This is a genomic window from Stenotrophomonas sp. YJH_SMC_79, assembly GCF_059367995.1.
In genome coordinates this window covers 983840-1009990 of the sequence record NZ_JCAFRK010000001.1, presented here as the reverse complement: position 1 = coordinate 1009990, position 26151 = coordinate 983840, and the positions used below count along the sequence as shown (strand labels likewise).

Annotated in this window: 28 protein-coding genes; 11 read left to right on the top strand and 17 right to left on the bottom strand. The window is 67.2% G+C overall.

Annotated elements, in window-relative coordinates; translation table 11 throughout:
• Positions 1-96 precede the first annotated feature (96 nt).
• Positions 97-396 carry a flagellar basal body protein gene (locus AC5P57_RS05115; RefSeq protein WP_099554210.1) on the bottom strand — a complete coding sequence of 100 codons (300 nt, stop codon included), beginning with the start codon at positions 394-396 and terminating at the stop codon, positions 97-99.
• 129 nt (positions 397-525) lie between these two features.
• Between AC5P57_RS05115 and ftsY the strand changes: the two genes are divergently transcribed.
• From ftsY to AC5P57_RS05100, 3 genes are all read left to right on the top strand, one after another.
• Positions 526-1854: a signal recognition particle-docking protein FtsY gene (gene ftsY / locus AC5P57_RS05110; protein WP_262235583.1), complete on the top strand. Its 1329-nt coding sequence runs from the start codon at positions 526-528 to the stop codon at positions 1852-1854.
• Positions 1855-1974: 120 nt separating this feature from the next.
• Entirely contained in the window at positions 1975-3099 is a 1125-nt protein-coding gene (mutY, locus tag AC5P57_RS05105; protein ID WP_099554215.1) for an A/G-specific adenine glycosylase, read from the top strand.
• Between the two features lie 5 nt (positions 3100-3104).
• Complete coding sequence (locus AC5P57_RS05100; RefSeq protein WP_014036808.1) at positions 3105-3374, top strand: oxidative damage protection protein; 270 nt, start codon at positions 3105-3107, stop codon at positions 3372-3374.
• A gap of 74 nt (positions 3375-3448) precedes the next feature.
• Here the strand turns inward: AC5P57_RS05100 and AC5P57_RS05095 are convergent, their stop codons facing one another.
• The 10 genes from AC5P57_RS05095 to AC5P57_RS05050 form a co-directional block, all read right to left on the bottom strand.
• The gene (locus AC5P57_RS05095) at positions 3449-3907 is read right to left on the bottom strand and encodes a DUF6491 family protein (RefSeq protein WP_099554217.1); all 459 of its coding nucleotides are present in this window, start codon (positions 3905-3907) and stop codon (positions 3449-3451) included.
• A 221-nt stretch (positions 3908-4128) separates the two neighbouring features.
• On the bottom strand, positions 4129-4842 hold the full coding sequence (lolD, locus tag AC5P57_RS05090; protein ID WP_014036806.1) for a lipoprotein-releasing ABC transporter ATP-binding protein LolD: 714 nt from the start codon (positions 4840-4842) through the stop codon (positions 4129-4131).
• Positions 4835-6076 (bottom strand): lipoprotein-releasing ABC transporter permease subunit, encoded by a 1242-nt coding sequence (locus AC5P57_RS05085; RefSeq protein ID WP_099554219.1) that lies wholly within the window; start codon positions 6074-6076, stop codon positions 4835-4837. The genes lolD and AC5P57_RS05085 overlap by 8 nt, the downstream gene beginning before the upstream one ends.
• A gap of 23 nt (positions 6077-6099) precedes the next feature.
• Positions 6100-6549, bottom strand: a complete 450-nt coding sequence (locus tag AC5P57_RS05080; RefSeq protein ID WP_099554222.1) for a hypothetical protein — start codon at positions 6547-6549, stop codon at positions 6100-6102.
• Positions 6500-6748 (bottom strand): FAD assembly factor SdhE, encoded by a 249-nt coding sequence (locus tag AC5P57_RS05075; protein WP_049406791.1) that lies wholly within the window; start codon positions 6746-6748, stop codon positions 6500-6502. Before AC5P57_RS05075 ends, AC5P57_RS05080 begins: the two co-directional genes overlap by 50 nt.
• A gap of 97 nt (positions 6749-6845) precedes the next feature.
• Positions 6846-7631, bottom strand: a complete 786-nt coding sequence (locus tag AC5P57_RS05070; RefSeq protein ID WP_005409079.1) for a succinate dehydrogenase iron-sulfur subunit — start codon at positions 7629-7631, stop codon at positions 6846-6848.
• 66 nt (positions 7632-7697) lie between these two features.
• Positions 7698-9488, bottom strand: coding sequence for a succinate dehydrogenase flavoprotein subunit (gene sdhA / locus AC5P57_RS05065; RefSeq protein WP_099554224.1), 1791 nt, complete (start codon positions 9486-9488; stop codon positions 7698-7700).
• A gap of 31 nt (positions 9489-9519) precedes the next feature.
• Positions 9520-9906, bottom strand: a complete 387-nt coding sequence (sdhD, locus tag AC5P57_RS05060) for a succinate dehydrogenase, hydrophobic membrane anchor protein (RefSeq protein WP_099554226.1) — start codon at positions 9904-9906, stop codon at positions 9520-9522.
• The gene (gene sdhC, locus AC5P57_RS05055) at positions 9903-10295 is read right to left on the bottom strand and encodes a succinate dehydrogenase, cytochrome b556 subunit (RefSeq protein ID WP_099554228.1); all 393 of its coding nucleotides are present in this window, start codon (positions 10293-10295) and stop codon (positions 9903-9905) included. The genes sdhD and sdhC overlap by 4 nt, the downstream gene beginning before the upstream one ends.
• A 56-nt stretch (positions 10296-10351) precedes the next feature.
• On the bottom strand, positions 10352-10522 hold the full coding sequence (locus AC5P57_RS05050; RefSeq protein ID WP_005409075.1) for a DUF1674 domain-containing protein: 171 nt from the start codon (positions 10520-10522) through the stop codon (positions 10352-10354).
• Between the two features lie 39 nt (positions 10523-10561).
• Here AC5P57_RS05050 and ygfZ point away from each other — a divergent pair, with 39 nt between their 5' ends.
• Positions 10562-11437, top strand: coding sequence for a CAF17-like 4Fe-4S cluster assembly/insertion protein YgfZ (gene ygfZ, locus AC5P57_RS05045; protein ID WP_495219497.1), 876 nt, complete (start codon positions 10562-10564; stop codon positions 11435-11437).
• Between the two features lie 159 nt (positions 11438-11596).
• On the opposite strand, the gene AC5P57_RS05040 is transcribed toward ygfZ, so the two are convergent.
• Positions 11597-12679 (bottom strand): ABC transporter ATP-binding protein, encoded by a 1083-nt coding sequence (locus tag AC5P57_RS05040; RefSeq protein WP_099554232.1) that lies wholly within the window; start codon positions 12677-12679, stop codon positions 11597-11599.
• 352 nt (positions 12680-13031) lie between these two features.
• On the opposite strand from AC5P57_RS05040, the gene zwf reads away from it, so the two are divergent.
• The 5 genes from zwf (at position 13032) to eda (ending at position 19030) form a co-directional block, all read left to right on the top strand.
• The gene (gene zwf, locus AC5P57_RS05035) at positions 13032-14468 is read left to right on the top strand and encodes a glucose-6-phosphate dehydrogenase (RefSeq protein ID WP_315974206.1); all 1437 of its coding nucleotides are present in this window, start codon (positions 13032-13034) and stop codon (positions 14466-14468) included.
• Complete coding sequence (gene glk, locus AC5P57_RS05030; protein ID WP_099554236.1) at positions 14465-15472, top strand: glucokinase; 1008 nt, start codon at positions 14465-14467, stop codon at positions 15470-15472. Before zwf ends, glk begins: the two co-directional genes overlap by 4 nt.
• Positions 15469-16191, top strand: a complete 723-nt coding sequence (pgl, locus tag AC5P57_RS05025) for a 6-phosphogluconolactonase (RefSeq protein ID WP_099554238.1) — start codon at positions 15469-15471, stop codon at positions 16189-16191. Before glk ends, pgl begins: the two co-directional genes overlap by 4 nt.
• A gap of 57 nt (positions 16192-16248) precedes the next feature.
• Positions 16249-18165 (top strand): phosphogluconate dehydratase, encoded by a 1917-nt coding sequence (edd, locus tag AC5P57_RS05020; RefSeq protein ID WP_495219496.1) that lies wholly within the window; start codon positions 16249-16251, stop codon positions 18163-18165.
• A gap of 205 nt (positions 18166-18370) precedes the next feature.
• Entirely contained in the window at positions 18371-19030 is a 660-nt protein-coding gene (gene eda, locus AC5P57_RS05015) for a bifunctional 4-hydroxy-2-oxoglutarate aldolase/2-dehydro-3-deoxy-phosphogluconate aldolase (protein WP_099554242.1), read from the top strand.
• A gap of 329 nt (positions 19031-19359) precedes the next feature.
• Here the strand turns inward: eda and AC5P57_RS05010 are convergent, their stop codons facing one another.
• From AC5P57_RS05010 to ispG, 3 genes are all read right to left on the bottom strand, one after another.
• On the bottom strand, positions 19360-20007 hold the full coding sequence (locus AC5P57_RS05010; protein ID WP_006432784.1) for a response regulator: 648 nt from the start codon (positions 20005-20007) through the stop codon (positions 19360-19362).
• Positions 20008-20208: 201 nt separating this feature from the next.
• On the bottom strand, positions 20209-20958 hold the full coding sequence (locus tag AC5P57_RS05005) for a phosphatase PAP2 family protein (RefSeq protein ID WP_099554246.1): 750 nt from the start codon (positions 20956-20958) through the stop codon (positions 20209-20211).
• Entirely contained in the window at positions 20939-22204 is a 1266-nt protein-coding gene (ispG, locus tag AC5P57_RS05000) for a flavodoxin-dependent (E)-4-hydroxy-3-methylbut-2-enyl-diphosphate synthase (protein ID WP_099554248.1), read from the bottom strand. The genes AC5P57_RS05005 and ispG overlap by 20 nt, the downstream gene beginning before the upstream one ends.
• 114 nt (positions 22205-22318) lie before the next feature.
• Between ispG and AC5P57_RS04995 the strand changes: the two genes are divergently transcribed.
• Together AC5P57_RS04995 and AC5P57_RS04990 are read left to right on the top strand one after the other, a co-directional pair.
• Entirely contained in the window at positions 22319-23545 is a 1227-nt protein-coding gene (locus AC5P57_RS04995) for an ATP-binding protein (protein ID WP_099554250.1), read from the top strand.
• Entirely contained in the window at positions 23542-24105 is a 564-nt protein-coding gene (locus AC5P57_RS04990; RefSeq protein WP_005409063.1) for a response regulator transcription factor, read from the top strand. The genes AC5P57_RS04995 and AC5P57_RS04990 overlap by 4 nt, the downstream gene beginning before the upstream one ends.
• A 102-nt stretch (positions 24106-24207) precedes the next feature.
• On the opposite strand, the gene pgi is transcribed toward AC5P57_RS04990, so the two are convergent.
• Positions 24208-25722 (bottom strand): glucose-6-phosphate isomerase, encoded by a 1515-nt coding sequence (gene pgi / locus AC5P57_RS04985; RefSeq protein WP_495219495.1) that lies wholly within the window; start codon positions 25720-25722, stop codon positions 24208-24210.
• Entirely contained in the window at positions 25719-26099 is a 381-nt protein-coding gene (gene panD, locus AC5P57_RS04980; RefSeq protein ID WP_005409061.1) for an aspartate 1-decarboxylase, read from the bottom strand. The genes pgi and panD overlap by 4 nt, the downstream gene beginning before the upstream one ends.
• Positions 26100-26151: the final 52 nt, after the last annotated feature.

The following is a 26151-nucleotide window of genomic DNA, read 5'->3' as shown; positions in this document are numbered from 1 at the left end:
GTGGTAGAGGCCAACCTTGGTTGGCGCCCCAAAAGCGTGCCAACCAAGGTTGGCACCTACCAGGGGCGGCGGTTGGCGCTTGCCGAGGCGGGCTGCTCAGGCTTCGCGATCCAGCAGCGAGCCCAGCATCTGGTCCTGCCGCCGGATCACCGCGGCATTTGCAGCGAAAGCCACCACCTCGGCCTTGGCCGCCAGCAGATCACCCAGTGGCGCCCCCGGATCGGGGCCGGTAGTGGCTACCGCCGTTTCCACTCCGCCCTGCGCCACCGCACTGCGCTGCAGCTGCAGGCGCTGGGCATCGGGAGTCGCCAGGTTGGCCACGTTGTGCGCGGCCACCTGCACGTCCTGCTGGGCAGCACGCATCCCGCTGAGGGCGATTCCCAGCACGTTGTTCATGGCGGTCTCCGGGCCGCTCCGCGCAGCCCTCCGGACCGGTTAACGGCCGGCGGGCCGCGACCTTGAGTCCACATCGGCCCGACAGGCCCGAGTGGTAGCATATCCCTCTGATTTCAGCGCCTTTTGCCAATGCTCAGTTTTTTCCGCCGCAAGAAGCCCCAGGATGCCCCCGCAACGGAGGCTCCCAAGACCCAGCACTACTCGGCTGAAGAGCTGGCGGCGGCGTTCCCGTCGGCCGCGCCGGTCGAGGACAAGGAGAAGGAGCCGGCACCGGTAGCCGTACCGGCCGAGCCTGCACCGGTCGAGCCGCCACCGGCAGCCACCGTTCCGGTCGCTGTCGAGCCCACCCCGGTGATTCCGGCCCCAGCCGCACCGGTTCCGGCAGCTCCTGCGCCGACGGCGCAGATCGACGTCGCCCCGATCGCGACCCCGGCCATCGAACCGGCACCCGCACCGCTGCCTGAGCCGACCCCGGCACCGGTACCGGCCACCGACGATCTGCCGGCCGCCGCCTCGGTCGATGCCCTGCCCGCAACTGCCGGCAAGCCCGGCTGGCGCGAGCGCCTGCGCAACAGCGTCATCGCGCGCAGCTTTGGCGGCCTGTTCTCGCGCAACCCCAAGCTCGACGACGACCTGCTGGACGAGCTGGAAACCGCATTGATCACCGCCGATGTCGGCGTAGGTGCCACCACCGATCTGGTCGAGGGCCTGCGCAAGCGCATGAAGGCGCGCGAGTTCGCCGATGCCACTGCACTGCTGGCCGCGCTGCGCGCTGAGCTGATCGCGATCCTGCAGCCGGTCGCCAAGCCGCTGGTGATCGACCGCACTGCCAAGCCCTTCGTGGTGCTGACCGTCGGCGTCAACGGCGTCGGCAAGACCACCACCATCGGCAAGCTGGCCAAGCGCTTCAAGGACGAAGGCCACAGCCTGATGCTGGCCGCCGGCGATACCTTCCGTGCCGCCGCCGTGGCCCAGTTGCAGGCCTGGGGCGAACGCAACGGCGTGGCCGTGGTCGCGCAGGGCCAGAACGCCGATGCCGCGTCGGTGGCATTCGATGCGCTGCAGGCAGGCAAGGCGCGCGGCACTTCAGTGCTGATCGCCGACACCGCCGGCCGCCTGCACACCCAGTCCGGCCTGATGAACGAGCTGGGCAAGATCCGCCGTGTGCTCGGCAAGATCGACGCCACCGCGCCGCACGAAGTGCTGATGGTGATCGACGGCACCACCGGCCAGAACGCGCTGTCGCAGCTGCGCCAGTTCAATGCCGCGGTGAATGTGACCGGCCTGGTGGTGACCAAGCTGGACGGCACCGCCAAGGGTGGCGTGGTGTTCGCACTGGCCCGCGAGTTCGGCATTCCGATCCGCTTCGCCGGCATCGGTGAGCGCCCGGAAGACCTGCGCGTGTTCGATCCGGAAGCCTTCGTCGACGCCCTGCTGCCCGAAGCACTGGGCGGCTGATACACCGTGCAGCCACGCATGGCGTGGCTCTACTGCGCTCCGGGCCGCGCGGGGTTCATCGCGGCGACACCCACCACAGTAGAGCCACCCCATGGGTGGCTGCCCACCTCCGGTACACCGATGCCCCGCCAGCCGCACGCCAGCGCCGGAACCACGCAGACCGACGACTTCGTCGCCCGCCTGCTGCACTGGTTCGACGACCACGGCCGCCACGATCTGCCCTGGCAGCATCCGCGCAGCCCCTATCGGGTCTGGTTGTCGGAAATCATGCTGCAGCAGACCCAGGTGACCACGGTCATCCCGTACTTCCAGCGATTCCTGCAGCACTTCCCGACCCTGCCCGACCTCGCCGCCGCGAGCAACGACGCGGTGATGGCGCAGTGGGCGGGGCTCGGCTACTACGCCCGCGCACGCAACCTGCACGCGGCAGCCAAGCGCTGCGTCGAACTGCACGATGGCGACCTGCCGCGTGACTTCGACGCGCTGCATGCCCTGCCCGGCATCGGCCGCAGCACCGCCGGTGCGATCCTCAGCCAGGCCTGGAACGACCCGTTCGCGATCCTCGATGGCAACGTCAAGCGCGTGCTCAGCCGTTATCACGGCATCGACGGCTTCCCCGGCCTGCCTGCCATCGAGAAGCAACTGTGGGCCATCGCCGAGGCGCACGTGGCACAGGTGCCGGCCGGGCGCATGGCCGATTACACCCAGGCGCAGATGGACCTGGGTGCGACCGTGTGCAGCCGCGCCAAACCCGCCTGCGTGATCTGCCCGCTGCAGGACGCGTGCGTAGCGCGCCGCGAAGGCCGCACCGCTGAACTACCCACGCCCAAGCCCAGCAAGACCCTGCCCGAGCGCGAAGCAGTGGCCCTGCTGCTGCGCGACGCCCAGCAGCGCGTGCTGCTGCAGAAGCGGCCCGACACCGGCATCTGGGCGCAGCTGTGGACGCTGCCGCAGGCCGACGCCGGCAGCGTGCTCCAGGACTGGTTCGATGCCCATGTCGACGGCTCGCTGGAAGACGCCGAGGAGCTGCCGGTACTGCAGCACACCTTCAGCCACTACAGGCTGCATCTGCAGGTACTGTCGCGGCAGGTGAACGGCCTGCGGGTGGAAGAACCGACGCTACGCTGGGTCGCCAGCGACGAACTGCCCGCGCTGGGCCTGCCGGCGCCGATCCGCAAACTGCTCGACGGTGCCACGATCAAGGCGTCGAAACGAAATTCCAAGAAACCCCGCAACCACGAGTGAGTGCCATGCCCCGAACCGTCTTCTGCCAGTACGAACAACGCGATGCCGAAGGTTTGGACTTCGTGCCCTACCCCGGCGAGCTGGGCCAGCGCATCTTCAACAACATCGGCAAGCAGGCCTGGGCCGCATGGCTGGCACACCAGACCATGCTGATCAACGAAAACCGCCTATCGCCGCGCACGCCGGAGCATCGCGCGTTCCTTGAAGGCGAACTGGTCAAGTTCCTGTTCGAGAAGGACGCGGAAAAGCCGGCTGGCTTCACCCCGGAAGCCTGACAACAAAAAGGGGACGGAGGGGATTAAGTCGTTTGTGGCACAAACGACTTAATCCCCTCCGTCCCCTTTTTTGATCATTTCGCCGGTGCGGTGTTTTCCTCGCGCTCCTGCACCTGCGCCTGGCGCAGCTCCTGCTCCGACGTGCGCAGCGCCTTCACGTCCAGCTTGCGGATGCTGTCGATGAAGCATGGCATGCGCGGGCCGCCGGTGGGGTCGCGCACCAGCACCTTGTCGAAGCGCGCCGAAACACGGTTCATCTGGCTGGTCAGGCCGATGGCTGTGGCATATGGCAGGTCCTGGCACGCGCCTCTCAATTCCAGCAGATAGGCCTCGCTGGGACGCGTCCATACCGCAAGCGCGCTGTCGCCCAGTTCGGTCCAGCCATTGAGGGTGCCGAAGAACTGCATGTCGTTCTGTGGCGCGCCGGCGTGGGCACGGTAAAGGTCAAGCTTCTCGGCGCTGCTGAGCCGGCCGGTGGTCGCGCAGGCGGCGAGAGCCAGGCAGAGTCCGGCCATCAGGATCGGGGTCTTCATGGCGATCTCCTCGGGGAACTGTCGCCATCATGCGCCTGGGCCGGCAATGCCGGCGCGACGACCGGCAGCCCCATTCAGGCGCCGGTCGGCGGTCGACCAAGGTCGACCTCTACCAAAGCAGACCCATGGCTCCGGATTCCGGTAGTCGCCAACCTTGGTTGGCGCTTGCCCTGCAGGAGCAGCCGACCAGGGTCGGCTTCTACCAAAGCGGGCCGGGCGCCTCAGACGTCGGCGTGGGCCAGTGCGTGCAGGCGCCCTTCGCGCAGCTCCAGCACCCGGTCCAGGCGGCGCGCCAGGCTGCGATCATGGGTGACCAGCACCAGGCTGGTGTGACGTGCGCGGTTGAGCTCCAGCATCAGCTCGAACACGGTGCCGGCGGTGCGGTCATCCAGGTTGCCGGTCGGCTCGTCACCCAGCACGCAGGCTGGGTGATTGACCAGCGCACGGGCCACCGCGGCACGCTGGCGCTCACCACCGGACAGTTCACCCGGCTTGTGATCCAGGCGATGGCCCAGGCCGACCGCTTCCAGCAGCGTGGTGGCCCGACTGCTCGCCTCGGCCACGGCGGTACCGGCAAGCAGCACCGGCATCATCACGTTTTCCAGCGCGGTGAACTCCGGCAGCAGATGATGGAACTGATAGACGAACCCCAGCGCCTGGTTGCGCAGCAGGCCACGCGCGGTGTCCGACAGCGCCGACATGCGCTGGCCAGTCACGTAGACCTCGCCGGCGGTCGGAATGTCCAACCCACCCAGCAGGTGCAGCAGCGTACTCTTGCCGGCGCCGGAGGCACCGATGATTGCCACCGTCTCACCGGCGGTCACGGTCAGGTCCAGGCCATCGAACACCGGGGTCTGCATGCGCCCTTCAGCGTAGGTCTTGCCCAGTGCTTCGGCGCGGATCACTTCATCGCCGCGGTTGAAGACCTTATTCATAGCGCAGGGCCTCCGCCGGCTGGGTGCGTGCTGCCCGCCAGGCGGGGTACAGGGTGGCCAGGAAGCTCATCAGCAGTGCGACCACGGTGATCGCTACCACGTCGCCGGTCTGCATGTCGGTCGGCAGGCCGGTGATGTAGTAGACATCCTCCGGCATCAGCTTGACGTTGAACACGCTCTCGATGGCGCCGAGGATGCGCTCCAGGTTGAGTGTGAGGGTGATGCCACCGATCAGGCCAGCCAGCGTGCCGAAGATGCCGATCAGCGAACCCTGCACCATGAACACCTGCATCACGCCGCCTGGAGTCAGGCCGAGGGTGCGCAGGATGGCGATGTCGGCCTGCTTGTCGGTCACCAGCATCACCTGCGAGGAGACCAGGTTGAAGGCGCCCATGGCGATGATCAGCGACAGCAGGATGCCCATCACCACCTTCTCCATGCGCAGCGAGTGGTAGAGGTTGGCGTTCTGCTGGGTCCAGTCACTCACCCGGTACGCACCACCGAGGTTCTGCGCCAGGTCCACGCCCACTTCCAGCGAGCGATCCATGTCGTGCAGTTTCAGCCGCACGCCGGTAGCGCCATCGGACCGCAGCACGCGCTCCAGGTCCTGCATGTTGGCGAAGCCCACGCCACGGTCGACTTCGTTGTAACCGGCCTCGAAGATGCCGCTGACGGTGAAGCGTTTCATCCGCGGCACCGCGCCGGCAGGCGTGCCCTGCACTTCTGCAAAGGTCACCAGCACCTGGTCGCCGACGTCCACGCCCAGCCAGATCGCCAGTTCCTTGCCCAGCAACAGGTTGAAGCTGCCCGGCGTGAGGCTGTCGTAGCTGCCCTTGGTGACCTTCTTGTCGATCACCGACACCTTCGGCTCAAGCGCCGGATCGATGCCCTGGATGATCGCGCCCTGCACGCGCGGGCCGCTGATCATCGACTGGATCTCGATGTACGGCGCGGCACCGGCCACGCGCGGGTCCTTGCTGGCCACGTCGACCACGCGCATCCAGTCCGGCATCGGCTCGCCGTCGCGGCTGATGGTGGTGTGCGCGGTCATCTGCAGCAGGCGGCTGCGGATTTCCTTCTGGAAACCGCTCATCACCGCCAGGGTGGTGATCAGCACCGTCACGCCGAGCGCGATGCCCAGGATCGATGCCATCGAGATGAAGGAGATGAAGCCGTTGCGGCGCTTGGCGCGCAGGTAGCGCAGGCCAATGGCCACGGGGATGGGTTTGAACATGCAGGCACGCCGGTCAATTCAGCTTATGGTGCCATCGACCGGGGCCGACGGGAAACGCCGCGTGCGGCGACGGCCAGTCGCAGTTCACGTCGCTGCCCGGAATCGAGCACATCCGGCCAGAACAGCAGGCGCCGACGGCGACGATCCTCACGCCAGACCAACAACAGCCATGGGCCACGCACCACCAGCTGCGGCGCCTCCACCTCCTTCCCCGCCACCTGCAGCGACTCGGGTGGCGCCGGCAGACGCACCTGCACGCGTGGCCTGCGTTGGCGCCAGGCCAGTTCGGTCACGCCGATGGCCCAGGCCAGCAGCACCGCGGGCATCAGCAGGCGCGGCGGCAGGTCCGATGCGCGCAGCAGCCAGGGCGCGGCCAGCAGCACCGCCAGCTGGGCGGCGGCCTGCAGCCGTGAGGGCCGCCACTCAAGGCTTGAGGGCGAGGATCTTCTGCATGAGGGGGACTGCGTGCGCATGCGGGCAGGCCTCGTAGCCCATGAACCAGCGCCACAATTTATCGTCCTCGCAGTCGAGCAGGAACAGGAAAACCTCGCGCTCTTCGGTCGGCGCAGTGCTCCATTCGTGGTCGAGGTAACGGCCGAACAGCTGGTCCAGCTCGCGCATGCCGCGGCGGCAGCGCCAGCGCAGCTTCTTCAGCAGAACGTCTTCTTCCATCGTGTTTCTCCAGATGCAGCAAAGCCACGCATGGCGTGGCTCTGCTGGGAGGTGCAGCCACGCATGGCGTGGCTCTACCGGGTACAGCCGGACCGTATCAGGCGCGGCGTTCCATCATCAGCTTCTTGATCTCGGCGATCGCCAGCGCCGGGTTCAGGCCCTTCGGGCAGGTCCGGGCGCAGTTCATGATGGTGTGGCAGCGGTACAGCTTGAACGGATCTTCCAGATCGTCCAGGCGCGCACCGGTGTCCTCATCGCGCGAGTCGATGATCCAGCGATAGGCCTGCAGCAGGATCGCCGGGCCCAGGTAACGCTCGCCGTTCCACCAGTAGCTCGGGCAGCTGGTCGAGCAGCAGGCGCACAGGATGCACTCGTACAGGCCGTCGAGCTTCTTGCGGTCTTCCGGCGACTGCAGGCGCTCACGGTCCGGCGGCGCCGGGGTCTGGGTGCGGATCCACGGCTTGATCGACGCGTACTGCGCGTAGAAGTGGGTCAGGTCCGGAACCAGATCCTTCACCACGTTCATGTGCGGCAGCGGGTAGATCGGCACTTCCTTCTTGCCGCAGTCCGAGATGGCTCGGGTGCAGGCCAGGGTATTGGTGCCATCGATGTTCATCGCGCACGAACCACAGATACCTTCGCGGCAGGAGCGGCGGAAGGTCAGGGTCGGGTCGATCTCGTTCTTGATCTTGATCAGGGCGTCCAGGACCATCGGGCCACAGGCGTCCAGATCGACCTCATAGGTATCGGTGCGCGGGTTGCTGTCGTCGTCCGGACTCCAGCGGTAGATCTTGAAGGTGCGCACGTTCTTGCCGCCGTTCTTGACGGGGAAGTGCTTGCCCTTCGTGATCTTGGAATTCTTGGGGAGTGAAAACTCGGCCATGGCTGCTCTCGTTGGCTCAGGCGGCCCGCGCCCTTGGGCGCGGATTGCATGGTAGGCGGGGTCGGATCAGTACACGCGCGGCTTCGGCGGCACCACGGACACGTCGTCGGTCAACGTGTACATGTGCACCGGACGGTAGTCGAAGCTGCACTTGCCCTTCTCGTCGACGCTGACCAGGGTGTGCTTCTGCCAGTTGACGTCGTCGCGGTCCGGGAAATCCTCGTGCGCATGCGCGCCGCGGCTTTCCTTGCGCTGTTCGGCCGAGTTGATCGTCGCCACCGCGTTGAGCAGCAGGTTGTTCAGCTCGTAGGTCTCGATCAGGTCCGAGTTCCAGACCAGCGAACGGTCGGAGACCTTCACGTCCTGGAACGAGTCGAAAATCTTGTCCATCTTCTCGCAGCCTTCCTTCAGCGTCTGGCTGGTGCGGAAGACGGCGGCGTCGGCCTGCATGGTGCGCTGCATGCGATCACGGATGACCGAGGTCGGGGTATCGCCGTTGGCGTGGCGCAGCTTGTCCAGCAGCCCCAGCGCCTTGTCGCAGGCATCGGCCGGCAGCGGCTTGTGCGCCGCGCCCGGCTTGATGGTCTCGGCGCAGCGGTTGGCCACCGCGCGACCGAACACTACCAGGTCCAGCAGCGAGTTCGAGCCCAGGCGGTTGGCGCCATGCACGGACACGCAGGCCGCTTCGCCGATGGCGTACAGGCCCGGCACCACGGCATTGTCGTTGTCGCCGACCCGCTGCACCACTTCACCGTGGTAGTTGGTCGGGATGCCGCCCATGTTGTAGTGCACGGTCGGAATGACCGGAATCGGCTGCTTGTGCACGTCGACGCCAGCGAAGATGCGGGCGCTCTCGGCGATGCCCGGCAGCTTGTCGTCGATCACGCCCGGGCCGAGGTGGGTCAGGTCGAGCAGGATGTGATCCTTGTGCTCGCCGACGCCGCGGCCTTCGCGGATCTCGATGGTCATCGAACGGCTGACCACGTCGCGCGAGGCCAGGTCCTTGTAATGCGGTGCGTAGCGTTCCATGAAGCGCTCGCCACTGCTGTTGCGCAGGATGCCACCTTCACCGCGGACACCCTCGGTGATCAGGCAGCCGGCGCCGTAGATGCCGGTCGGATGGAACTGCACGAACTCCATGTCCTGCATGGCCAGGCCGGCACGCATCGCCAGGCCGCCACCGTCACCGGTGCAGGTATGCGCCGAGGTGGCGCTGAAGTAGGCACGGCCGTAACCGCCGGTGGCCAGCACCACGCCCTGGGCGCGGAACAGATGCAGGGTGCCGTCGGACATGTCCAGGGCCAGCACGCCGCGGCAGGCGCCTTCGTCATCGAAGATCAGGTCGAGTGCGAAGTACTCGATCATGAAGCGCGCATCGTGCTTGAGCGACTGCTGGTACAGCGTGTGCAGCATCGCGTGACCGGTACGGTCAGCCGCCGCGCAGGTACGCTGCGCCGCCGGGCCTTCACCGTACTTGGTGGTCATGCCACCGAACGGACGCTGGTAGATCTTGCCCTCGGCGGTGCGCGAGAACGGCACGCCGTAGTGTTCGAGCTCGATGATGGCCGGAATGGCCTCACGGCACATGTATTCGATGGCGTCCTGGTCGCCCAGCCAATCCGAACCCTTGATGGTGTCGAAGAAGTGGTAACGCCAGTCGTCCTCGCCCATGTTGGCGAGTGCGGCCGAGATACCGCCCTGGGCGGCAACGGTGTGCGAACGGGTCGGGAAGACCTTGGTCAGGCACACGGTCTGCAGGCCCTTGGCGGCCAGGCCGAACGTGGCGCGCAGGCCGGCGCCGCCGGCGCCGACCACGACCATGTCGTACTTGTGTTCGGTAATCTTGTAAGCGGACATCTAGTCTGGATTCCTGTCTTGGCGCCTGGGCTCAGGCAACGCCGAGGGCGATGCGGCCCACCGCAAACACACTGACGATCATGCCGAGCACGGCGACGAACTTCACCGCGGTCTGCAGCACCAGGGCCAGCAGCGATTCGTGGATGTAGTCTTCCAGCACGACCTGCAGGCCGAGCTGCGCGTGCCAGAACATGGCGATCAGCAGACCGATCAGCGGCACCGCGTTCCACGGCTTGGCGATCGCAGCGGTGGCGGTCGCGTAATCCGAGCCCAGCAGGCCCAGCACGAACACCAGGAACCAGATGCCCAGCACCACCAGCGCGGCAGCGGTCAGACGCTGATGCACGAAGTGCTCGGTGCCGGTCTTGGCCGAACCCAGGCCACGCACGCTCTTCAGCGGGGTACGGAACTTGCTCATGCGGCACCTCCGAACATCACATAGGCCCACACGGCCAGGGTGATCGCCAGGCTGCCGATGACCGACATCCAGCTGCTGCGGATGAACGTCGCGATGCGGAAGCCGATGGCGAAGTCCTGCACGATGTGGCGGATGCCATTGCACAGGTGGTAGGCGAACGACCATGTCCACGCGAACAGGAACACGCGGCCATACCAGGCCCCGGCATGGCCGGTGAAGCAGTTCCAGGACTCGGGCCCCATCATCAGGGCCAGCAGGCCGGCGGCGATGATGAGGGCACCAACAGACAGAAAGACGCCAGTGGCTCGATGCAGGATCGAGGTGGCCATCTGAATCTGCCAGCGATACACCTGAAGGTGCGGGGAAAGTGGGCGTTGTCTGGTCGCCATTCGCTGGGCTCGTTGTCTCGGCTGGGCGGCACACGGCCGCGTTGGCTCAATGCTGATCAGAAATCGATGCAGCGTCCGTTTTTCTCCCAATCGCCGTACCGCACCGGATCAAGTCCGCCGCGGCCGCCGAATTCCTCTGCTTTTTCCTGTTCCACGGGCACGGGTGCCGCGGGGACCAGCGGAGCTTCAGATTCGTCGTCGGGAGTGGGGGTTGTTTGGCCTATCATGTTCGGTCTCGCAACGCACAAATTTTAGACCTCGTTCACGTGCCTGACAACCTGCCCCCTGCTTTCGTCGGATATCCGCGCCTGCCCGGCCACCAGCTGCTGAGCCTGCAGGGTGCGGATGCGGCCGTTTTCGCCCACGCCCAGTTCAGCAGCGACGTCACCGCGCTGCCCCTGCTGCACTGGCAGTGGAGTGCCTGGCTGAGTGCCAAGGGCCGCACCCTGGCAGTGTTCCAGCTGCTTCGGCTGGCCGAAGAGCACGTGATGCTGGTACTGGCCGACGGCGATGCCGATGCGATTGCGTCGCAACTGCAGCGCTTCGTGTTCCGCCGCAAGGTGAAGGTGCAGGTGCGCAGCGATCTGGCGGTGGCCGGCGCCTTCACTGCGCCCGAGGCCGCCAGCGGCGCCGCGATTGCGCACGCTGCCGGTGACGGCTGGGAGCTGGACCTGGGCAGCGACGCCCTGCCGCGCACCCTGCGCATTGGCGGCGCCGAAGCGTTTGCCGCCGGCAGCGAAACCGATGAGGCCGCTTTCGCCCTGGCCTGGCGCCAGGCCGACCTGCGCTACGGCCTGCCGCGCCTGGAAGAAAGCCAGCGTGAAGTCTGGACCCCGCAGCAGCTGGGCCTGGACCGCCTGAACGGCTACAGCGTGAAGAAGGGCTGCTACCCGGGCCAGGAAATCGTTGCCCGCACCCACTTCCTCGGCAAGGCCAAGCGTGCGGTGCAGCTGCTGCATACCGCAGCACCGGCACAGGCCGGCGATGGCGTGCAGCAGGACGGCGCCGCGCTGGGCACGATCGCCAGCGTGGCCGGCGACCTGGCACTGGCGGTGCTGCCGCTGGAGGCCAGCGATGCGGATCTGCAGGTGGGTGGCGCGGTGGCGCAGCGCATGCCGTTGCTGGATGGCTTGGCGCGCTGAATCTGAAGGGCTCTCATCCACGCATGGCGTGGACCTACTGACCAGCCCGGTGGGTGCGGACCGTTGGTCCGCACACCTTCGGCGGAGGAGTGGTAGTGCCGGCCGCTGGCCGGCAACCACGCATGATTGAGGTTGCCGGCCAGCGGCCGGCACTACAAATTACAGGCGCTCGCCGGTTTCCGGGCTGAAGAAATGCAGACCCTGCGGGTGGATCGCCACGCGGATCTGCTCGCCCACCGCCGGCAGCGTCTGCGGCGCCACGCGCATGGTCAGCGCATGCTGGCCGCTGCTCAGATTGACGAAGATTTCGTTGCCGACCGGCTCAATGCCTTCGATGCGCGCGCTGAACGCATGCGCATCATCGGCAGCCGCCGGCTGCAGGTGCTCCGGTCGCACACCCACCGCGATCGGCTTCTGCAACCACGCCGGATCGATCGTGGCCTGGCCCAGCGGTGCACGCCAGTCGCCGTCGACCACGGTCACGCCACTGGCATCGCCCTGCAGCGTCCCGCGCAGCACGTTCATCGCCGGGCTGCCGAGGAAGCCGGCCACGAACAAGTTGGCCGGCCGGTCGTACAGCGCCATCGGCGTATCGATCTGCTGGATGATGCCGTCCTTCAGCACCACGATGCGCTGGCCCAGGGTCATCGCTTCCACCTGATCGTGCGTCACGTAGATCATGGTGGTGCCCAGCTTGCGGTGCAGCTGCGCGATTTCGGTACGCACGCTGTGGCGCAGCTTGGCATCCAGATTGGACAGCGGCTCGTCAAGCAGGAACACCGCCGGCTCGCGCACCAGCGCACGGCCCAGCGCAACACGCTGGCGCTGGCCACCGGACATCGCCTTGGGCAGCTTGTCCATCATCTCGGTCAGGCCCAGCGTCTGCGCCGCCTCGGCGATGCGCTTGTCGATGGTGGCCTTGTCATGGCCGCGCAGCTTCAGGCCGAAGGCCAGGTTCTCGGCAACGGTCATGTGCGGGTACAGCGCGTAGCTCTGGAACACCATGGCGATGTCGCGGTCCTTCGGTGCCACGTCGTTGACCACGCGGTCGCCGATGCTCAGCGTGCCGCCGCTGATCTCCTCCAGGCCAGCCACCATCCGCAGCAGGGTCGACTTGCCACAGCCGGACGGGCCGACCAGCACCATCAGCTCGCCGTCGGCGACCTCGAAGGTGGCGTCCTTCACCGCGACCTGGCCGTTGTCATAGACCTTGCGCACACCCTGCAACTGCACTTTTGCCATATCACCTATCCGGTCCGCCCGAAGCCGGGCTGTCTTTTGGGACTGCCTCGGCCCTCCCGATGGCAGTGATGATTGCGCGCTTGCCGCATGACGGCGAGCACTGCAATCGAATACAGTTGCCCATTCTGCCATGTAAACGTTTTCACGTGGCACTATCCGATGATCGGTGCGCACCGATCTGCGTCGGCGGTGGAACGAAGCTTCCGCCGAGGCAGTGGTTTCGAATGGAACGGTCTTCCGGTGCCCGGTAGAACGCCCCCGACGAACCTCGGACAGGCAGTTGCGCGGATGTCCCCCGAACCCAGCCATGAAGCGATTGACAACGATGTCACCCGGATCTGAAACTCGAGCGATGCACGACACCCTCTTCCTGTTCGGTGCCACAGGTGATCTGGCCCAGCGCTACCTGTTCCCTTCGCTGCTTCGCCTGCTTGGCGACGGCCTGCTGCCGGAGGACTTCCGCATCCGTGCGCTGGCCCTGTCCGGGCATGACACCGAAGCCTTCCATGACATCCTGCGGCCGCGCCTGCAGCAGGCCATGCCGATGGCCTCGCAGGAGGACATCAACGGCCTGCTGCGCCGCATCGACTACCGTTCGGTGGACCTGCGCGACGTCGACTCGGTCGCCGCCGCGGTCTCCGACCTGGTGCACCGCAAGTGCGTCAGCTACCTGGCCATTCCGCCGGGCCTGTACATCTCCACCTGCGAAGGCCTGGCCAAGGGCGGCGCCCTCGCCGCGCCGGCACGCCTGATGCTGGAGAAGCCGATCGGCAGCGACAGCGAGAGTGCCGAGGAAATCATCAGCACCATCGGCCAGTGGATCGACGAGGACCGCGTATTCCGCCTCGACCACTACCTGGGCAAGGCGGCGGTGCAGAACCTGATCGCCCTGCGCTTCGGCAACACGCTGCTGGAAGCGGTGTGGAACCGCAACTACATCGAATCGGTGCACATCCTGGTGGCCGAGAGCGAAGGCGTGGACGGCCGCGACGCCTACTACGCCCGCTCCGGCGCGCTGCGCGACATGGTCCAGAGCCACATCCTGCAGCTGCTGTGCATGGTGGCGATGGAGCCGCCGGCGTCGCTGGAAGCCGACCGCATCCGCGACGAGAAGGTCAAGGTGCTGCGGGCGCTGCGCCCGCTCGATGCCAAGCACGCCGCGCGTGACAGCATCCGTGGCCGTTACACCGCCGGCGCCATCAACGGCCAGCCGGCGCAGGCCTACCAGCCGCCGGAAGGCAGCGACGTGGAAACCTTCGCCGGCGTCACCGCGCATATCGACAACTGGCGCTGGAGCGGCGTGCCGTTCCACCTGGTCACCGGCAAGCGCCTGCCCGAACGCACCACCCGCGTGGTGGTCACGCTGAAGCCGGTCACCCACTGGCTGTTCGAGCGCCCGCAGCGCGCACAGGCAGCACCGAACCGCCTGGTGTTCCAGCTGCAGCCGCAGGAGAACATCGAACTGGGCCTGATGAGCAGCCTGGCCGGCCCGGAATGGGGGGCACTGGAACTGCATCCGCTGGAACTGGAACTGTCGGTGCCGACCGGCCTGCATCGCCGCATCGCGTACGAACGCCTGTTCCTGGATGCGTTCAACGGCAACCACACCCTGTTCGTGCGCGATGACGAAGTGCGCGCAGCGTGGGCCTGGATCGACAGCGTCGCTGACGCATGGAAGGACGCCAAGCTGCCGCTGGAGCCCTACCCGGCTGGCCAATGGGGTCCGAGCAATGCGGGCGAGTTCCTGCCGCAGGGCGTGGACGCGCCGGACAGCGGAGCGTCGGCATGAGTGCAAGCTCGCAGCCGGTGCTGGTCGCCGACATCGGTGGCACCAACGCCCGCTTCGCCCTGGCCGACACCTCGCTGGACGCGCCATTGCTGAAGGAGAGCATCCGCGAATACGCCGTGGCGGAGTTCCCGTCGCTTGGCGATGCGGCCCGCCACCACCTTGAGCAGATCGGCGCTGCTGCCAGCCGCGGCGTGTTCGCGGTGGCCGGCCGTGTCGATGGCGATGAAGCCCGCATCACCAACCATCCGTGGGTGATCTCGCGCAGCCGCACCGCGGCGATGCTGGGTTTCAACGAACTGCACCTGATCAATGACTTCGCCGCGCAGGCGATGGCGATCTCGCTGCTGCAACCCGATGACGTGGTCCAGGTCGGCGGCGCTGCCTGGGTACCAGGCAAGCCGGGCCAGCCGCGCAACTACGCAGTGATCGGTCCGGGTACCGGCCTGGGTGTCGGCGGCCTGATCCTGCGCCATGGGCGCTGCTACCCGCTGGAAACCGAAGGCGGCCATGTCAGCTTCCCGCCGGGAACCCCGGAGGAGATCCGCATCCTGGAGATCCTGTCCGAGCAGTTCGGCCGCGTCTCCAACGAGCGGCTGATCTGCGGCCCCGGCCTGGTCAACATCCATCGCGCCGTGTGCGAGATGGCCGGCATCGACCCGGGCCAGCTGCAGCCGGTGGACGTGACCGCCCGTGCCCTGCACGGTGATCCGCAAGCGATGCGCACGGTCGATGTGTTCTGCGCCGTGTTCGGCGCCATCGCCGGCGACCTGGTACTGACCCAGGGCGCCTGGGACGGCGTGTTCCTCACCGGCGGACTGACCCCGAAGATGCTCGATTCGCTGCAGCACTCCGGGTTCCGCCAGCGCTTCGAACACAAGGGGCGGTTCTCTTCGATCATGGCGCGGGTACCGTCGCTGGCTGTGATGCACCCCCACGCCGGGCTGCTGGGCGCCGCCGCCTATGCCGCCGACGCCGAACGTGACGCACCAGGAGTTGCCGCATGAGCCCCACCTTCCACGACGACCGCATCGAGTTCATCCACCACGGCGATGCCGATGGCTGGATCGAAGCGGTGGCCGCCGAGATGGCGCAGACCCTCAACCACGACATCAATGAAGTGGGCCGCGCGCGCATCCTGCTGTCAGGCGGCACCACGCCGGCGCCGGTGTACCAGGCACTGGCCGAACTGGACGTGCACTGGGACCGCGTGGAGGTGAGCCTGGCCGACGAGCGCTGGCTGTCGCCGCAGGATCGCGACAGCAATGCCTGGCTGGTGCGCGAGCACCTGCTCAAGCGCGCCGAAGGCGCCCACTTCGATCCGCTGGTACGCATCGGCAAGCCGCTGCCGGAATGCGTCTATACCGCCAACCTGCAGGCCCAGCACAGCCAGCCGCCGAGCCTGGTGGCACTTGGCATGGGCAACGACGGCCACACGGCCTCGCTGTTCCCGGGCTCGAAGGACCTGGCCCGCGCACTGGAAAGCACCCTGCCCTATGCCGCGCTGGATGCCACCGGCTGCCCGGGTGCGAACCAGTGGCCGCTGCGCATCACGCTGACCCCGCATGGCCTGCGCCAGTGCCGCCAGCGCCTGCTGCTGCTGCGCGGCAAGCAGAAGCTGCAGGTACTGCGCCAGGCGCTGGACAGCAATGACGCCCAGCAGTACCCGATCCTCAATGCGATCAACCTGGACGGCGCGCGCCTGCGCGTCCACTGGGCTGATTGATGTTGGCGGTGGCGCATGCCGCCGCTTGCCTCTCGCCACCACGAACGCCGGTAGCCAATGAGCCTCCATCCGCAACTGCAAGCCATCACTGAGCGCGTCATCCGCCGCAGCGCCGCCTCGCGTGCCGCCTATCTGGCCGCGATCGACGCCTCCCTGCGCGAGGGCCCGTTCCGCAGCCGCCTGAGCTGCGGCAACCTCGCGCACGGGTTCGCCGCCTGCGGCGGCACCGACAAGAGCCGCCTGCGCGGCGGCGTGACGCCCAACCTGGGCATCATCACCGCCTACAACGACATGCTGTCGGCGCACCAGCCGTTCGAGACCTATCCCGAGCAGATCCGCGAGATCGCCCGCGAGCTGGGCGCCACTGCACAGGTGGCCGGCGCCGTTCCGGCGATGTGCGACGGCGTCACCCAGGGCCGCGGCGGCATGGAGCTGTCGCTGTTCTCGCGCGATGTCATTGCCCAGGCCACGGCGATCGGCCTCAGCCATGACATGTTCGATACCACCGTCTACCTCGGCGTCTGCGACAAGATCGTGCCCGGCCTGCTGATCGGTGCGCTGGCGTTCGGCCATCTGCCGGCGGTGTTCGTACCGGCCGGCCCGATGACCCCGGGCATCCCCAACAAGCAGAAAGCCGAAGTGCGCGAGCGCTACGCCGCCGGCGAAGCCACCCGCGAAGAACTGCTGGAAGCCGAGTCCGCGTCGTACCACGGCGCCGGCACCTGCACCTTCTACGGCACGGCCAACTCCAACCAGGTGCTGCTGGAAGCAATGGGCGTGCAGCTGCCGGGCGCGTCGTTCGTCAATCCGGGCACGCCGCTGCGCGACGCGCTGACCCGCGAAGCGACCGAACGTGCACTGGACATCACCGCGCTCGCTGACGACTTCCGTCCGCTGGGCCGGATCATCGACGAGCGCGCGATCATCAACGCAGTCATCGCGCTGATGGCCACCGGCGGTTCCACCAACCACACCATCCACTGGATCGCGGTGGCGCGTGCGGCCGGCATCGTGCTGACCTGGGACGACTTCGACGAACTATCACAGCTGATCCCGCTGCTGGCCCGCGTCTATCCGAACGGCGAGGCCGACGTGAACCGCTTCGCGGCTGCCGGTGGCCCGGCGTTCGTGTTCGGCGAGCTGATCAAGGCCGGCCTGATGCACGGCGATCTGGTCAGCGTGGCGCGCGGCGGCATGGCCGACTACGCACGCGAACCGCAGCTGCGCGATGGCCAGCTGGTCTATCTGCCGGGCCTGGAACGCAGCGCCGATGACGAAGTGGTGCGCGGCGTCGACAACCCGTTCGAGCACCAGGGTGGCCTGCGCCTGCTGCGCGGCAACCTCGGCAAGTCGCTGATCAAGCTGTCGGCGGTGAAGCCGCAGTACCGCACGATCGAAGCACCGGCGGTGGTGGTCGATGCACCGCAGGTGTTGAACAAGCTGCACGCCGGTGGCCTGCTGCCCGAGCATTTCGTGGCGGTGGTGCGTTACCAGGGCCCGCGTGCGAACGGCATGCCGGAACTGCATTCGCTGGCGCCGCTGCTGGGCCTGCTGCAGAACCAGGGCCGGCGCGTGGCGCTGGTCACCGACGGGCGCCTGTCCGGTGCCTCGGGCAAGATCCCAGCGGCGATCCACGTGACGCCGGAAGCGGCGCGCGGTGGCCCGCTTGCCAAGGTCCGCGAGGGCGACATGATCCGCCTGGATGGCGAAGCCGGCACGCTGGAAGTGCTGGTCGATGCGGCGGAATGGGCCGCACGTCCGCTGGCACCGAACACCGCACCGGCCGCGCATGACCTGGGCCGCAATCTGCTCGCGATCAACCGTCGCGTGGTGGGTCCGGCCGACCAGGGCGCGATTTCGATTTCGTGCGGGCCGGCGGCGGCCGATGGCGGGCCGTGGGAGTACGACGCGGAATACGAGCTGGGGCACGATGCCGCGGCGGCGGCGGCGCCGCACGAGGCGAAGGACGCCTGAAGCGAAAAGCCGCGGCAGGCTTCCCGGCTTGGGCAGTAGAGCGCCCTGGCCGGGACACGCCGTAAACCCATCCATGAGGGCTCGATCGCGGCATCCATGCCGCTCACGGTCCCGGCCAGGGCGCTCTACTGCCCTTGGACAATTCCCGGCGCGTCATTTGCGCTGCGGCCACTGAATCAAGAAGAGCAAAGGCAAGGGCAAAAGCATGGGTATCGAACAACATCAGGTGAAGGCGGCGGAGCTGTTGCATGCGGCGGGCATCCTGCCGGTGGTGACGATTCATACGCTGGACCAGGCGCGTGCGGTCAGTGCGGCGCTGCTGGAAGGCGGACTGCCGGCCATCGAGCTGACGCTGCGTACGCCGGTGGCGATGGAAGCGCTGGCGATGCTCAAGCGTGAGCTGCCGGATGTGGTGGTGGGTGCTGGTACGGTGCTGACCGTGGAGCAGATGCAGCAGTCGATCGATGCGGGCGCGGACTTCCTGGTGACCCCGGGTACGCCGCCGGTACTGGCCGACGCACTGGCCGCCGCACCGCTGCCGGTGGTGCCGGGTGCGGCGACGCCGACCGAGCTGCTGTCGCTCTACGCCCGCGGCTTCCGCGTGTGCAAGCTGTTCCCGGCCACGGCCGTGGGCGGGCTGGCGATGATCAAGGGACTGGCCGGGCCGGTGGCGGACCTGAAGCTGTGCCCGACCGGCGGCATCACCGAAAACACCGCCGCCGAATACCTCGAGCAGAAGAACGTGGTCTGCATCGGCGGTTCGTGGATGGTGCCGGGCAACTGGATCGCCAACGGCGAATGGGACAAGGTGCGCGCCAGCGCCGCAGACGCCGCCAGGATCATCCAGCGCGTGCGCGGCCACTGAGCCCGACAAAGGTGTAGAGCCGAGCCCATGCTCGGCTCCGGCATCATCAGGGGTCAGAGCCTTTCCCACCGGGAAAGTGATCCGCCCCCGGGCAACGAGCGCGCAAAGCGCGCGACCCGCTCCTGCTCTTCCTTCTTCATTCCGCGGTAGCGGCGCACGGAACCTGTCCGTGGCCCTGCGGAGGGATTGCGCAGGGGCGTAAGCGCCATGGATGGCGCGCCCGAGCCTCCAGGGATGGATTCACGGCGTCCCCTGCGCAATCCCTCCGCAGGGCCAACCCCACGAATCCTGCCGCGCATCGCGAGGGGCTTCGCCGTTGGCCGAACCCCTTACAGCGGCCGTGCCGGATCCACCAGCCCGTACTGGCTGGCCATCCGCGCCAACGCGATGTTGTCGTGGATCCCCATCTTCTCGAACAGCCGCGCCTTGTGCGTGTTCACCGTCTTCGCACTCAGGCTCAGGCGCCGCGCGATGTCTTCCTGGCGCAGGCCCTGGGTCAGCAGCAGCGCCACCTCCAGCTCGCGCGGCGACAGGCTGTCGAACGGCGAACCATTGCCCTCCACCGTCGACAGCGCCAGATTCTGCGCGATGCTGGTGCCCAGGTAGCGCCGACCGGCCGCCACATCACGCACCGCACGCAGCAGTTCCTGCGCATCGCAGCCCTTGCCGATGTAGCCGGCCGCGCCGGCTTCGAGCAGGCGCTTGGGCAGCGGGCCGTCTTCCAGTACCGACACGATCACCACGCGGGTATTGCGGTGGCTGCGGACGATGCGCTCGGTCACTTCCATGCCGCTCACGCCCGGCAGATGCAGATCGCACAGCACCACGTCCGGCAACAGCTGGCGGACCTCGCGCAGCGCGTCCTCGCCGGTCTCGGCTTCGCCCACCACCTCGATGTCGGTTTCCCCCGACAGAATCATCTTCATACCGGTGCGGACCAGCGCGTGGTCATCCACCAGGTAGACTCGAATCGTCATTCACGTACCTCTTCGAATGCGGCCATTGCAGGTCAAGCTAGGCAGGGTGCCGATACCCCTGCAAGCGCGTTCGGAATGCGACCCCGGCAATCTGCCTTGCGCATCACAGTACCGCGCGTTGTGCTTGCCCCCTGTCTTGCAGAACCTGCTGCAACGAAACAACTGATCTATCACGTAGACGTCCCGGAAGGGCCATCCACGTCAATCCCCCTGTGATGATGCTTCGCTGGCCTTCGCTGGCGGCGAGCCGTGACGTCGCCATGGGTGCCGGCGACTGAACATGACCAGATAGCACCCTACCACCCAAACCAGCGCCGCACACCATCCGGCCAGGATGTCGGAGGGGTAGTGCACCCCCAGGTAGACCCGCGACACGCTGACCAACAGGCTGAACGCGGGCGCCAGCATCAGTACCGGCCAGCGCCAGCGGGTGTTCCAGGCCAGCAGCACCAGGGTGACCGCCAGGGTCATCGAACCCATCGCATGCCCACTGGGGAAACTGAATGTCGATTCCGGCGCGATCGATTCCCACAGGCTGGGGCGCTGGCGCTGGAAGAACTGCTTGCTGCCCATGTTCAGCAGCGCCGACCCCACGAAGCTGACCGCGACGAAGGTCGCCTCACGCCAGCGCCGGTAGCCCAGCAACGCGCCGATGATCAGCACGTCTGCCGGGATCAGGAACCACTCATAGCCCAGTTTCGAAATGAGCACGAAGAAGCGGTCTAGCCACGGCGAATGCAGGCCATGCATCTGCCACAGCAGGGGTGCGTCGAAATGGAACGATTCAAATTCGTGCACTTCGTCGGCCAGGGCAACAAAGCCCGCCAGCGGCAGCAGCACGCCACCGAACAGCAGGACCAGGCGCCAGGCGTTGCGCGCCATCCAGTGGCGGAAACCGGAGGCGGACTCCGGTGCAGCGAGGATCGCAGGCTTATCCGGCGCTTCGGACATACGTGTGTTCGACGTAATCGTCGATCAGGGCGACGAACTCCTGGGCGATGTTGTCGCCACGCAGGGTCACCTTCTTCTCGCCATCGACGAATACCGGCGCCGCAGGCGTTTCACCCGTGCCCGGCAGCGAGATGCCGATGTTGGCATGACGCGACTCGCCCGGCCCGTTGACGATGCAGCCCATCACCGCCAGGGTCATGTTTTCCGCACCCGGGTGGTGGATCTTCCACAGCGGCATCTTCTCGCGCACGTGGTTCTGCACCACCTTGGCCAGCTCCTGGAAGAACTCGGAGGTGGTGCGGCCGCAACCCGGGCAGGCCGTGACCAGCGGCGTGAAGGCACGCTGGCCCGTGGTCTGCAGCAGTTCCTGGGCGACGATCACTTCCTGCGTGCGCGACTGGCCCGGTTCCGGGGTCAGCGAGATGCGGATGGTGTCACCGATGCCTTCCTGCAGCAGCACGCTCAGCGCCGCGGACGATGCCACGATGCCCTTGCTGCCGATACCCGCTTCGGTCAGGCCCAGGTGCAGGGCGAAGTCGGAGCGCTGCGCCAGGTCGCGGTACACCGCGATCAGCTCCTGCACGCCACTGACCTTGGCCGACAGCACGATGCGATCGCGCGGCAGGCCCAGTTCCACCGCCTGCTCGGCCGAATCCAGCGCCGAGCGGATCAGCGCCTCGCGCAGCACGCGGCCGGCGTCCCAGGGCTGTTCGCGCAGGTTGTTCTCGTCCATCAGCTTCGCCGCCAGGGCCTGGTCCAGCGAGCCCCAGTTGGCGCCGATGCGCACCGGCTTGTTGTAGCGGATCGCGAACTCGATCAGTTGGGCGAACTGCAGGTCCTTCTTCTTGCCGAAGCCGACGTTGCCCGGGTTGATGCGGTACTTGGCCAGTGCTTCGGCACACGCGGGTTCGGCGGTCAGCAGCTGATGGCCGTTGTAGTGGAAATCACCGATCAGCGGCACGTCGATGCCCATCATCGCCAGCTTGTCGACGATGCGCGGAATGGCGGCGGCGGCCTCAACGGTGTTGACGGTCAATCGCACCATCTCCGAACCGGCACGCCACAGCTCAGCCACCTGCTTCACGCTGGAGGCGACGTCGGAGGTGTCGGTATTGGTCATCGACTGCACCACCACCGGCTTGCCTCCACCCACGGTGACCCCGCCGATCTGGACGGCATGGGTCTGGCGGCGCGGCCAGGCAGTGGCATCGGAGGGCGGAGTCGGGCGGGTGACGGCGTCGTGCATGGGCGCATTCTACCGCCCGGCCCAGCATTCGGGGTGACTCGCATTCAGCCGGCGGCACGGCTGCGGCCGATTGTCGCAGGCACGTGCACGCGTGAACGCATACGATGAGCGTGCATGACCGGTCCCGACGCCCCGTTTCTCCGTACCCTGTGCAGCCTGCGCTGGCTTGCCGTAGGCGGCCAGGCCGCCACCATCCTGGTCGCCACCTGGGTGTTGGGGCTGCCGTTGCCGCAGCTTCCACTGTGGGCCGGCGTGGCGGTGCTGGCCCTGTTCAACATCTACACCCAGCTGCGTCCGGAAGCAGCCGACACCGCGCCGCTGACCGCGTTCGGCCACATCCTGGTGGACGTGATCATCCTGACCTGGATGGTGGGCTGGAGTGGCGGCATGGCCAATCCGTTCAGTTCGCTGTTCCTGATCCTGATCGCACTGGCCGCATTCGCCCTGCCCCTGCGCTGGGCGCTGGCGGTGGCACTGGCCTGCCTGCTCGGCTACGCCAGCAGCGGCATCTTCGGCCAGCCCCTGCCGGACGGCTACTTCCGCGCACAGGACCTCAACCGCTGGGGCGTGGTCGCCAACTTCCTGATTTCTGCCGCAGTGGTGTTGGCCTTCTCCACCCGGCTGGCGCTGGCGCTGCGCCAGCGCGAACTGGAGCTGTCGGCACTGCGCGAACGCTTCGCCCGCAACGAAGGCATCGTCGCCCTGGCCACCCATGCCGCTTCGGTGGCGCATGAACTGAACACACCGCTGGCGACCATGACCCTGCTCGCCGACGACGTGGCCGAGCGCAGTGAAGAACCGGAAGTACGCGAGGACATGGAAACGCTGCGCGAGCTGCTGGTGCAGTGCCGCGAGCGCGTGCTGGCGCTGGCTGCACCTGCCTCGGCCGATGCGCCCGGACGCAGCCATTCCAGCGCCCAGCAGGTGCTCGAGCAGTGGCGCCTGGTGCGTCCGACCATCGATCTGCACCGCAACGACGATGCACCGCTGCGGCTGCCGCTTGATCCGGGCGTGGGCCACCTGCTGATGGTCCTGCTCAACAATGCCGCCGATGCCGGCGAACAGGCCGGCCGGCCGCGCGTGGACCTGGACCTGCGCATCGAAGGCGACGACCTGATCGGCGAAGTCCGCGACTACGGCCACGGCTTCAATGCCCGCGCCGCGGTACTGCCGGGCAAGCTGTTCGGCAGCAGCAAGAGTGAAGGCATGGGCGTCGGCCTGGCCCTGTCCCATGCCACGATCGAACGCCTCGACGGCGAGATGTGGATGCGCCCGGCCCAGGGGGCCGGCAGCCGCGTCGGCTTCCGCCTGCCGCTGGCCCCACGCGAGGAAACCCCATGAGCGCCTCAACCCTCGGCCTGCTGGTCGACGACGACGAACTGTATCTGCGCACCCTGCAGCGCAGCCTGGCCCGCAAGGGGCTTGAAACGCAGACCGCGCAGGATGCGGCCAGCGCGCTGGCATTGGCCCGCCAGCACCCGCCGGCGTTCGCCCTGATCGACCTGAAGCTGGGCAGCGACTCCGGCCTGGCGCTGATCCAGCCGTTACGTGCCCTGCGCGCGGACATGCGGATCCTGCTGGTCACCGGCTACGCCAGCATCGCCACCGCGGTGGAAGCGATCAAGCTCGGGGCCGACGACTATCTGCCAAAGCCGGCCACGGTCCCGATGATCCTGCGCGCCCTGGGCGAGGAGGATGACGGCCCGGCCGACGATGGCGAAATGGAAGTGCCCGACGCGATGACGCCGATCAGCCGCCTGCAGTGGGAACACATCCAGCAGGCGATGCACGAAACCGGCGGCAATGTCTCGGCGGCCGCACGCCTGCTCGGCATGCACCGGCGTTCGCTGCAGCGCAAGCTGGCCAAGCGGCCGAGCCCGGAACGCGACCCGAGCCGGTGAGACGCCACGCCGTCCACCGGTAGTGCCGGCCGCTGGCCGGCAACCCCATGAACGGCGGGCGCATCGCCGGAATGCCGGCCAGCGGCCGGCACTACCAGGGCATCAGCGCTTCAACTGCGCCAGGATCTCGCGGGTCATCGGATCGGCAACCGCCACGTCCTCGCCCTGCAGCGCCGGCAACAGGCCACTGGCCAGCTGCTTGCCCAGTTCAACACCGAACTGGTCGAAGGCATTGATGTTCCAGATCACCGACTGCACGTACACCGCGTGTTCGTACATGGCGATCAACGCGCCCAGCGCCTGCGGGGTCAGCGCGTCGAGCAGGATCAGCGTACTCGGGCGCCCCCCCGGATAATCGCGGTGCGGATCATCGCTGCTCTGGCCATTGGCCAGCGCTTCGGTCTGCGCCAGCAGGTTGGCCAGCAGCGCCTGGTGATTGATCGTGTACGGATCATCGTTGTGCACGCAGCCGATGAAATCGGCCGGAACGATGCTGGTGCCCTGGTGCAGCGCCTGGAAGAAACTGTGCTGCACGTCGGTACCTGCCCCGCCCCACCACACCGGCACGGTATCGGTGGTGACCGGCTGGCCGTCACGCTGCACGCGCTTGCCCAGGCTTTCCATCACCAGCTGCTGCAGGTAGGCCGGCAACAGCGCCAGGCGCTGGTCGTAGGTCATCACCGCATGCGTGGCATGACCCAGCAGGTTGCGGTTCCAGATGTCGGTCAGGCCGTGCAGCACCGGCAGATTGCGCTCCAGCGGCGCATCCAGTGCATGCGCATCCATCTGCGCAGCACCTTCCAGCAGCTGCTCGAAACGCTCGAAACCAATGGCCAGCGCGATCGGGAAACCAACCGCCGACCACAGCGAATAACGGCCCCCCACCCAGTCCCACATCGGCAGCACGCGATCGGCGGCAATGGCGAACGCCTTGGCCGCACGTTCCGGATTGGCGCTGACCGCGTACAGGCGCTCGCTGCCACCCAGCCAGTCGTGCAGGATCTGGCCGTTGAGAAGGGTTTCCTGGGTGCCGAAGGTCTTGGAGATCAGGATGCCAGCGGTCCTGGCCGGATCCAGCGCAGCCAGCGTGCGCTGCATGGCGGCGCCGTCCACATTCGACACGAAATGCACACGCAGGCGCGCACCGCTGACCGGGCGCAGCGCATCGGCGACCAGGCGCGGACCGAGATCGGAACCGCCGATGCCGACGCTGACCACGTCGGTGACGCCGCTGTCTTCCAGCGCGCGCACCAGCACGCCCATGCGCTGGCGGATTTCGCGCGCGGTGGCATAGGCCTCGGCGGCAACCGGCGCATCAACCACGTCGCCGCGCAGTGCGGTGTGCAGTGCGGCGCGACCTTCGGTCAGATTCACCTGCTCACCACGGAACAGGCGCGTGATGGCACCGCCGACATCACGTTCGGCGGCCAAAGCCAGCAATGCCTGCAACGCCGCGGCATCGTATTTCTGCCGGGCGAAGTTGACGTACAACGGACCGACCCGCAGCGCCAGGTCCTGCACGCGGCCGGGCTCGGCGGCGAGAAGGCTGGGGATGCTTGCGCCCTTCAGGCGCTGGGCGTGGGAATGCAGCGAGTCGAATCCGTTGTTCGTTGTCATGCGGCCTGGGTCGGGATCGTGTCGTTGGTGTGGGTGATCTGGTTCTTGCCATCAACGTACACCAGCTTCGGCTTGAAGCTGTCGGCTTCCTGCTCGGTCATGCTGGCGAACGCGGCAATGATGATGATGTCACCAACCTGCACGTGGCGCGCAGCGCCACCGTTGAGCGAGACGACGCCGCTGCCGGCTTCGGCGCGGATGGCATAGGTCGAGAAGCGCGCACCATTGGTCACGTCCCAGATGTGCACCTGCTCGAACTCGCGGATGCCGGTGGCAGCCAGCAGGTTGTCATCGATGGCGATCGAGCCTTCGTAGTTCAGCTCGGAATGGGTGACGGTGGCGCGGTGGATCTTGGTCTTGAGCAGGGACAGGTGCATGGGGGCGCTGCAACGGCAAAGGAAAGAGCGGATTCTAGCACCCGCTTGGCCA

Coding starts and splice junctions, on each gene's coding strand:
- sdhA (WP_099554224.1), bottom strand. CDS start 9,488: ATGTCCGCTTACAAGATTACCGAACACAAGTACGACATGGTCGTGGTC.
- ispG (WP_099554248.1), bottom strand. CDS start 22,204: ATGCACGACGCCGTCACCCGCCCGACTCCGCCCTCCGATGCCACTGCC.
- glk (WP_099554236.1), top strand. CDS start 14,465: ATGAGTGCAAGCTCGCAGCCGGTGCTGGTCGCCGACATCGGTGGCACC.
- AC5P57_RS05075 (WP_049406791.1), bottom strand. CDS start 6,748: ATGGAAGAAGACGTTCTGCTGAAGAAGCTGCGCTGGCGCTGCCGCCGC.
- lolD (WP_014036806.1), bottom strand. CDS start 4,842: ATGAATAAGGTCTTCAACCGCGGCGATGAAGTGATCCGCGCCGAAGCA.
- AC5P57_RS05005 (WP_099554246.1), bottom strand. CDS start 20,958: ATGTCCGAAGCGCCGGATAAGCCTGCGATCCTCGCTGCACCGGAGTCC.
- AC5P57_RS05040 (WP_099554232.1), bottom strand. CDS start 12,679: ATGGCAAAAGTGCAGTTGCAGGGTGTGCGCAAGGTCTATGACAACGGC.
- AC5P57_RS05115 (WP_099554210.1), bottom strand. CDS start 396: ATGAACAACGTGCTGGGAATCGCCCTCAGCGGGATGCGTGCTGCCCAG.
- AC5P57_RS05080 (WP_099554222.1), bottom strand. CDS start 6,549: ATGCGCACGCAGTCCCCCTCATGCAGAAGATCCTCGCCCTCAAGCCTT.
- AC5P57_RS05100 (WP_014036808.1), top strand. CDS start 3,105: ATGCCCCGAACCGTCTTCTGCCAGTACGAACAACGCGATGCCGAAGGT.
- pgl (WP_099554238.1), top strand. CDS start 15,469: ATGAGCCCCACCTTCCACGACGACCGCATCGAGTTCATCCACCACGGC.
- pgi (WP_495219495.1), bottom strand. CDS start 25,722: ATGACAACGAACAACGGATTCGACTCGCTGCATTCCCACGCCCAGCGC.
- AC5P57_RS05085 (WP_099554219.1), bottom strand. CDS start 6,076: ATGTTCAAACCCATCCCCGTGGCCATTGGCCTGCGCTACCTGCGCGCC.
- zwf (WP_315974206.1), top strand. CDS start 13,032: ATGCACGACACCCTCTTCCTGTTCGGTGCCACAGGTGATCTGGCCCAG.
- AC5P57_RS05095 (WP_099554217.1), bottom strand. CDS start 3,907: ATGAAGACCCCGATCCTGATGGCCGGACTCTGCCTGGCTCTCGCCGCC.
- ftsY (WP_262235583.1), top strand. CDS start 526: ATGCTCAGTTTTTTCCGCCGCAAGAAGCCCCAGGATGCCCCCGCAACG.
- AC5P57_RS04990 (WP_005409063.1), top strand. CDS start 23,542: ATGAGCGCCTCAACCCTCGGCCTGCTGGTCGACGACGACGAACTGTAT.
- panD (WP_005409061.1), bottom strand. CDS start 26,099: ATGCACCTGTCCCTGCTCAAGACCAAGATCCACCGCGCCACCGTCACC.
- mutY (WP_099554215.1), top strand. CDS start 1,975: ATGCCCCGCCAGCCGCACGCCAGCGCCGGAACCACGCAGACCGACGAC.
- edd (WP_495219496.1), top strand. CDS start 16,249: ATGAGCCTCCATCCGCAACTGCAAGCCATCACTGAGCGCGTCATCCGC.
- eda (WP_099554242.1), top strand. CDS start 18,371: ATGGGTATCGAACAACATCAGGTGAAGGCGGCGGAGCTGTTGCATGCG.
- AC5P57_RS05050 (WP_005409075.1), bottom strand. CDS start 10,522: ATGATAGGCCAAACAACCCCCACTCCCGACGACGAATCTGAAGCTCCG.
- sdhD (WP_099554226.1), bottom strand. CDS start 9,906: ATGAGCAAGTTCCGTACCCCGCTGAAGAGCGTGCGTGGCCTGGGTTCG.
- AC5P57_RS05010 (WP_006432784.1), bottom strand. CDS start 20,007: ATGACGATTCGAGTCTACCTGGTGGATGACCACGCGCTGGTCCGCACC.
- AC5P57_RS04995 (WP_099554250.1), top strand. CDS start 22,319: ATGACCGGTCCCGACGCCCCGTTTCTCCGTACCCTGTGCAGCCTGCGC.
- sdhC (WP_099554228.1), bottom strand. CDS start 10,295: ATGGCGACCAGACAACGCCCACTTTCCCCGCACCTTCAGGTGTATCGC.
- AC5P57_RS05070 (WP_005409079.1), bottom strand. CDS start 7,631: ATGGCCGAGTTTTCACTCCCCAAGAATTCCAAGATCACGAAGGGCAAG.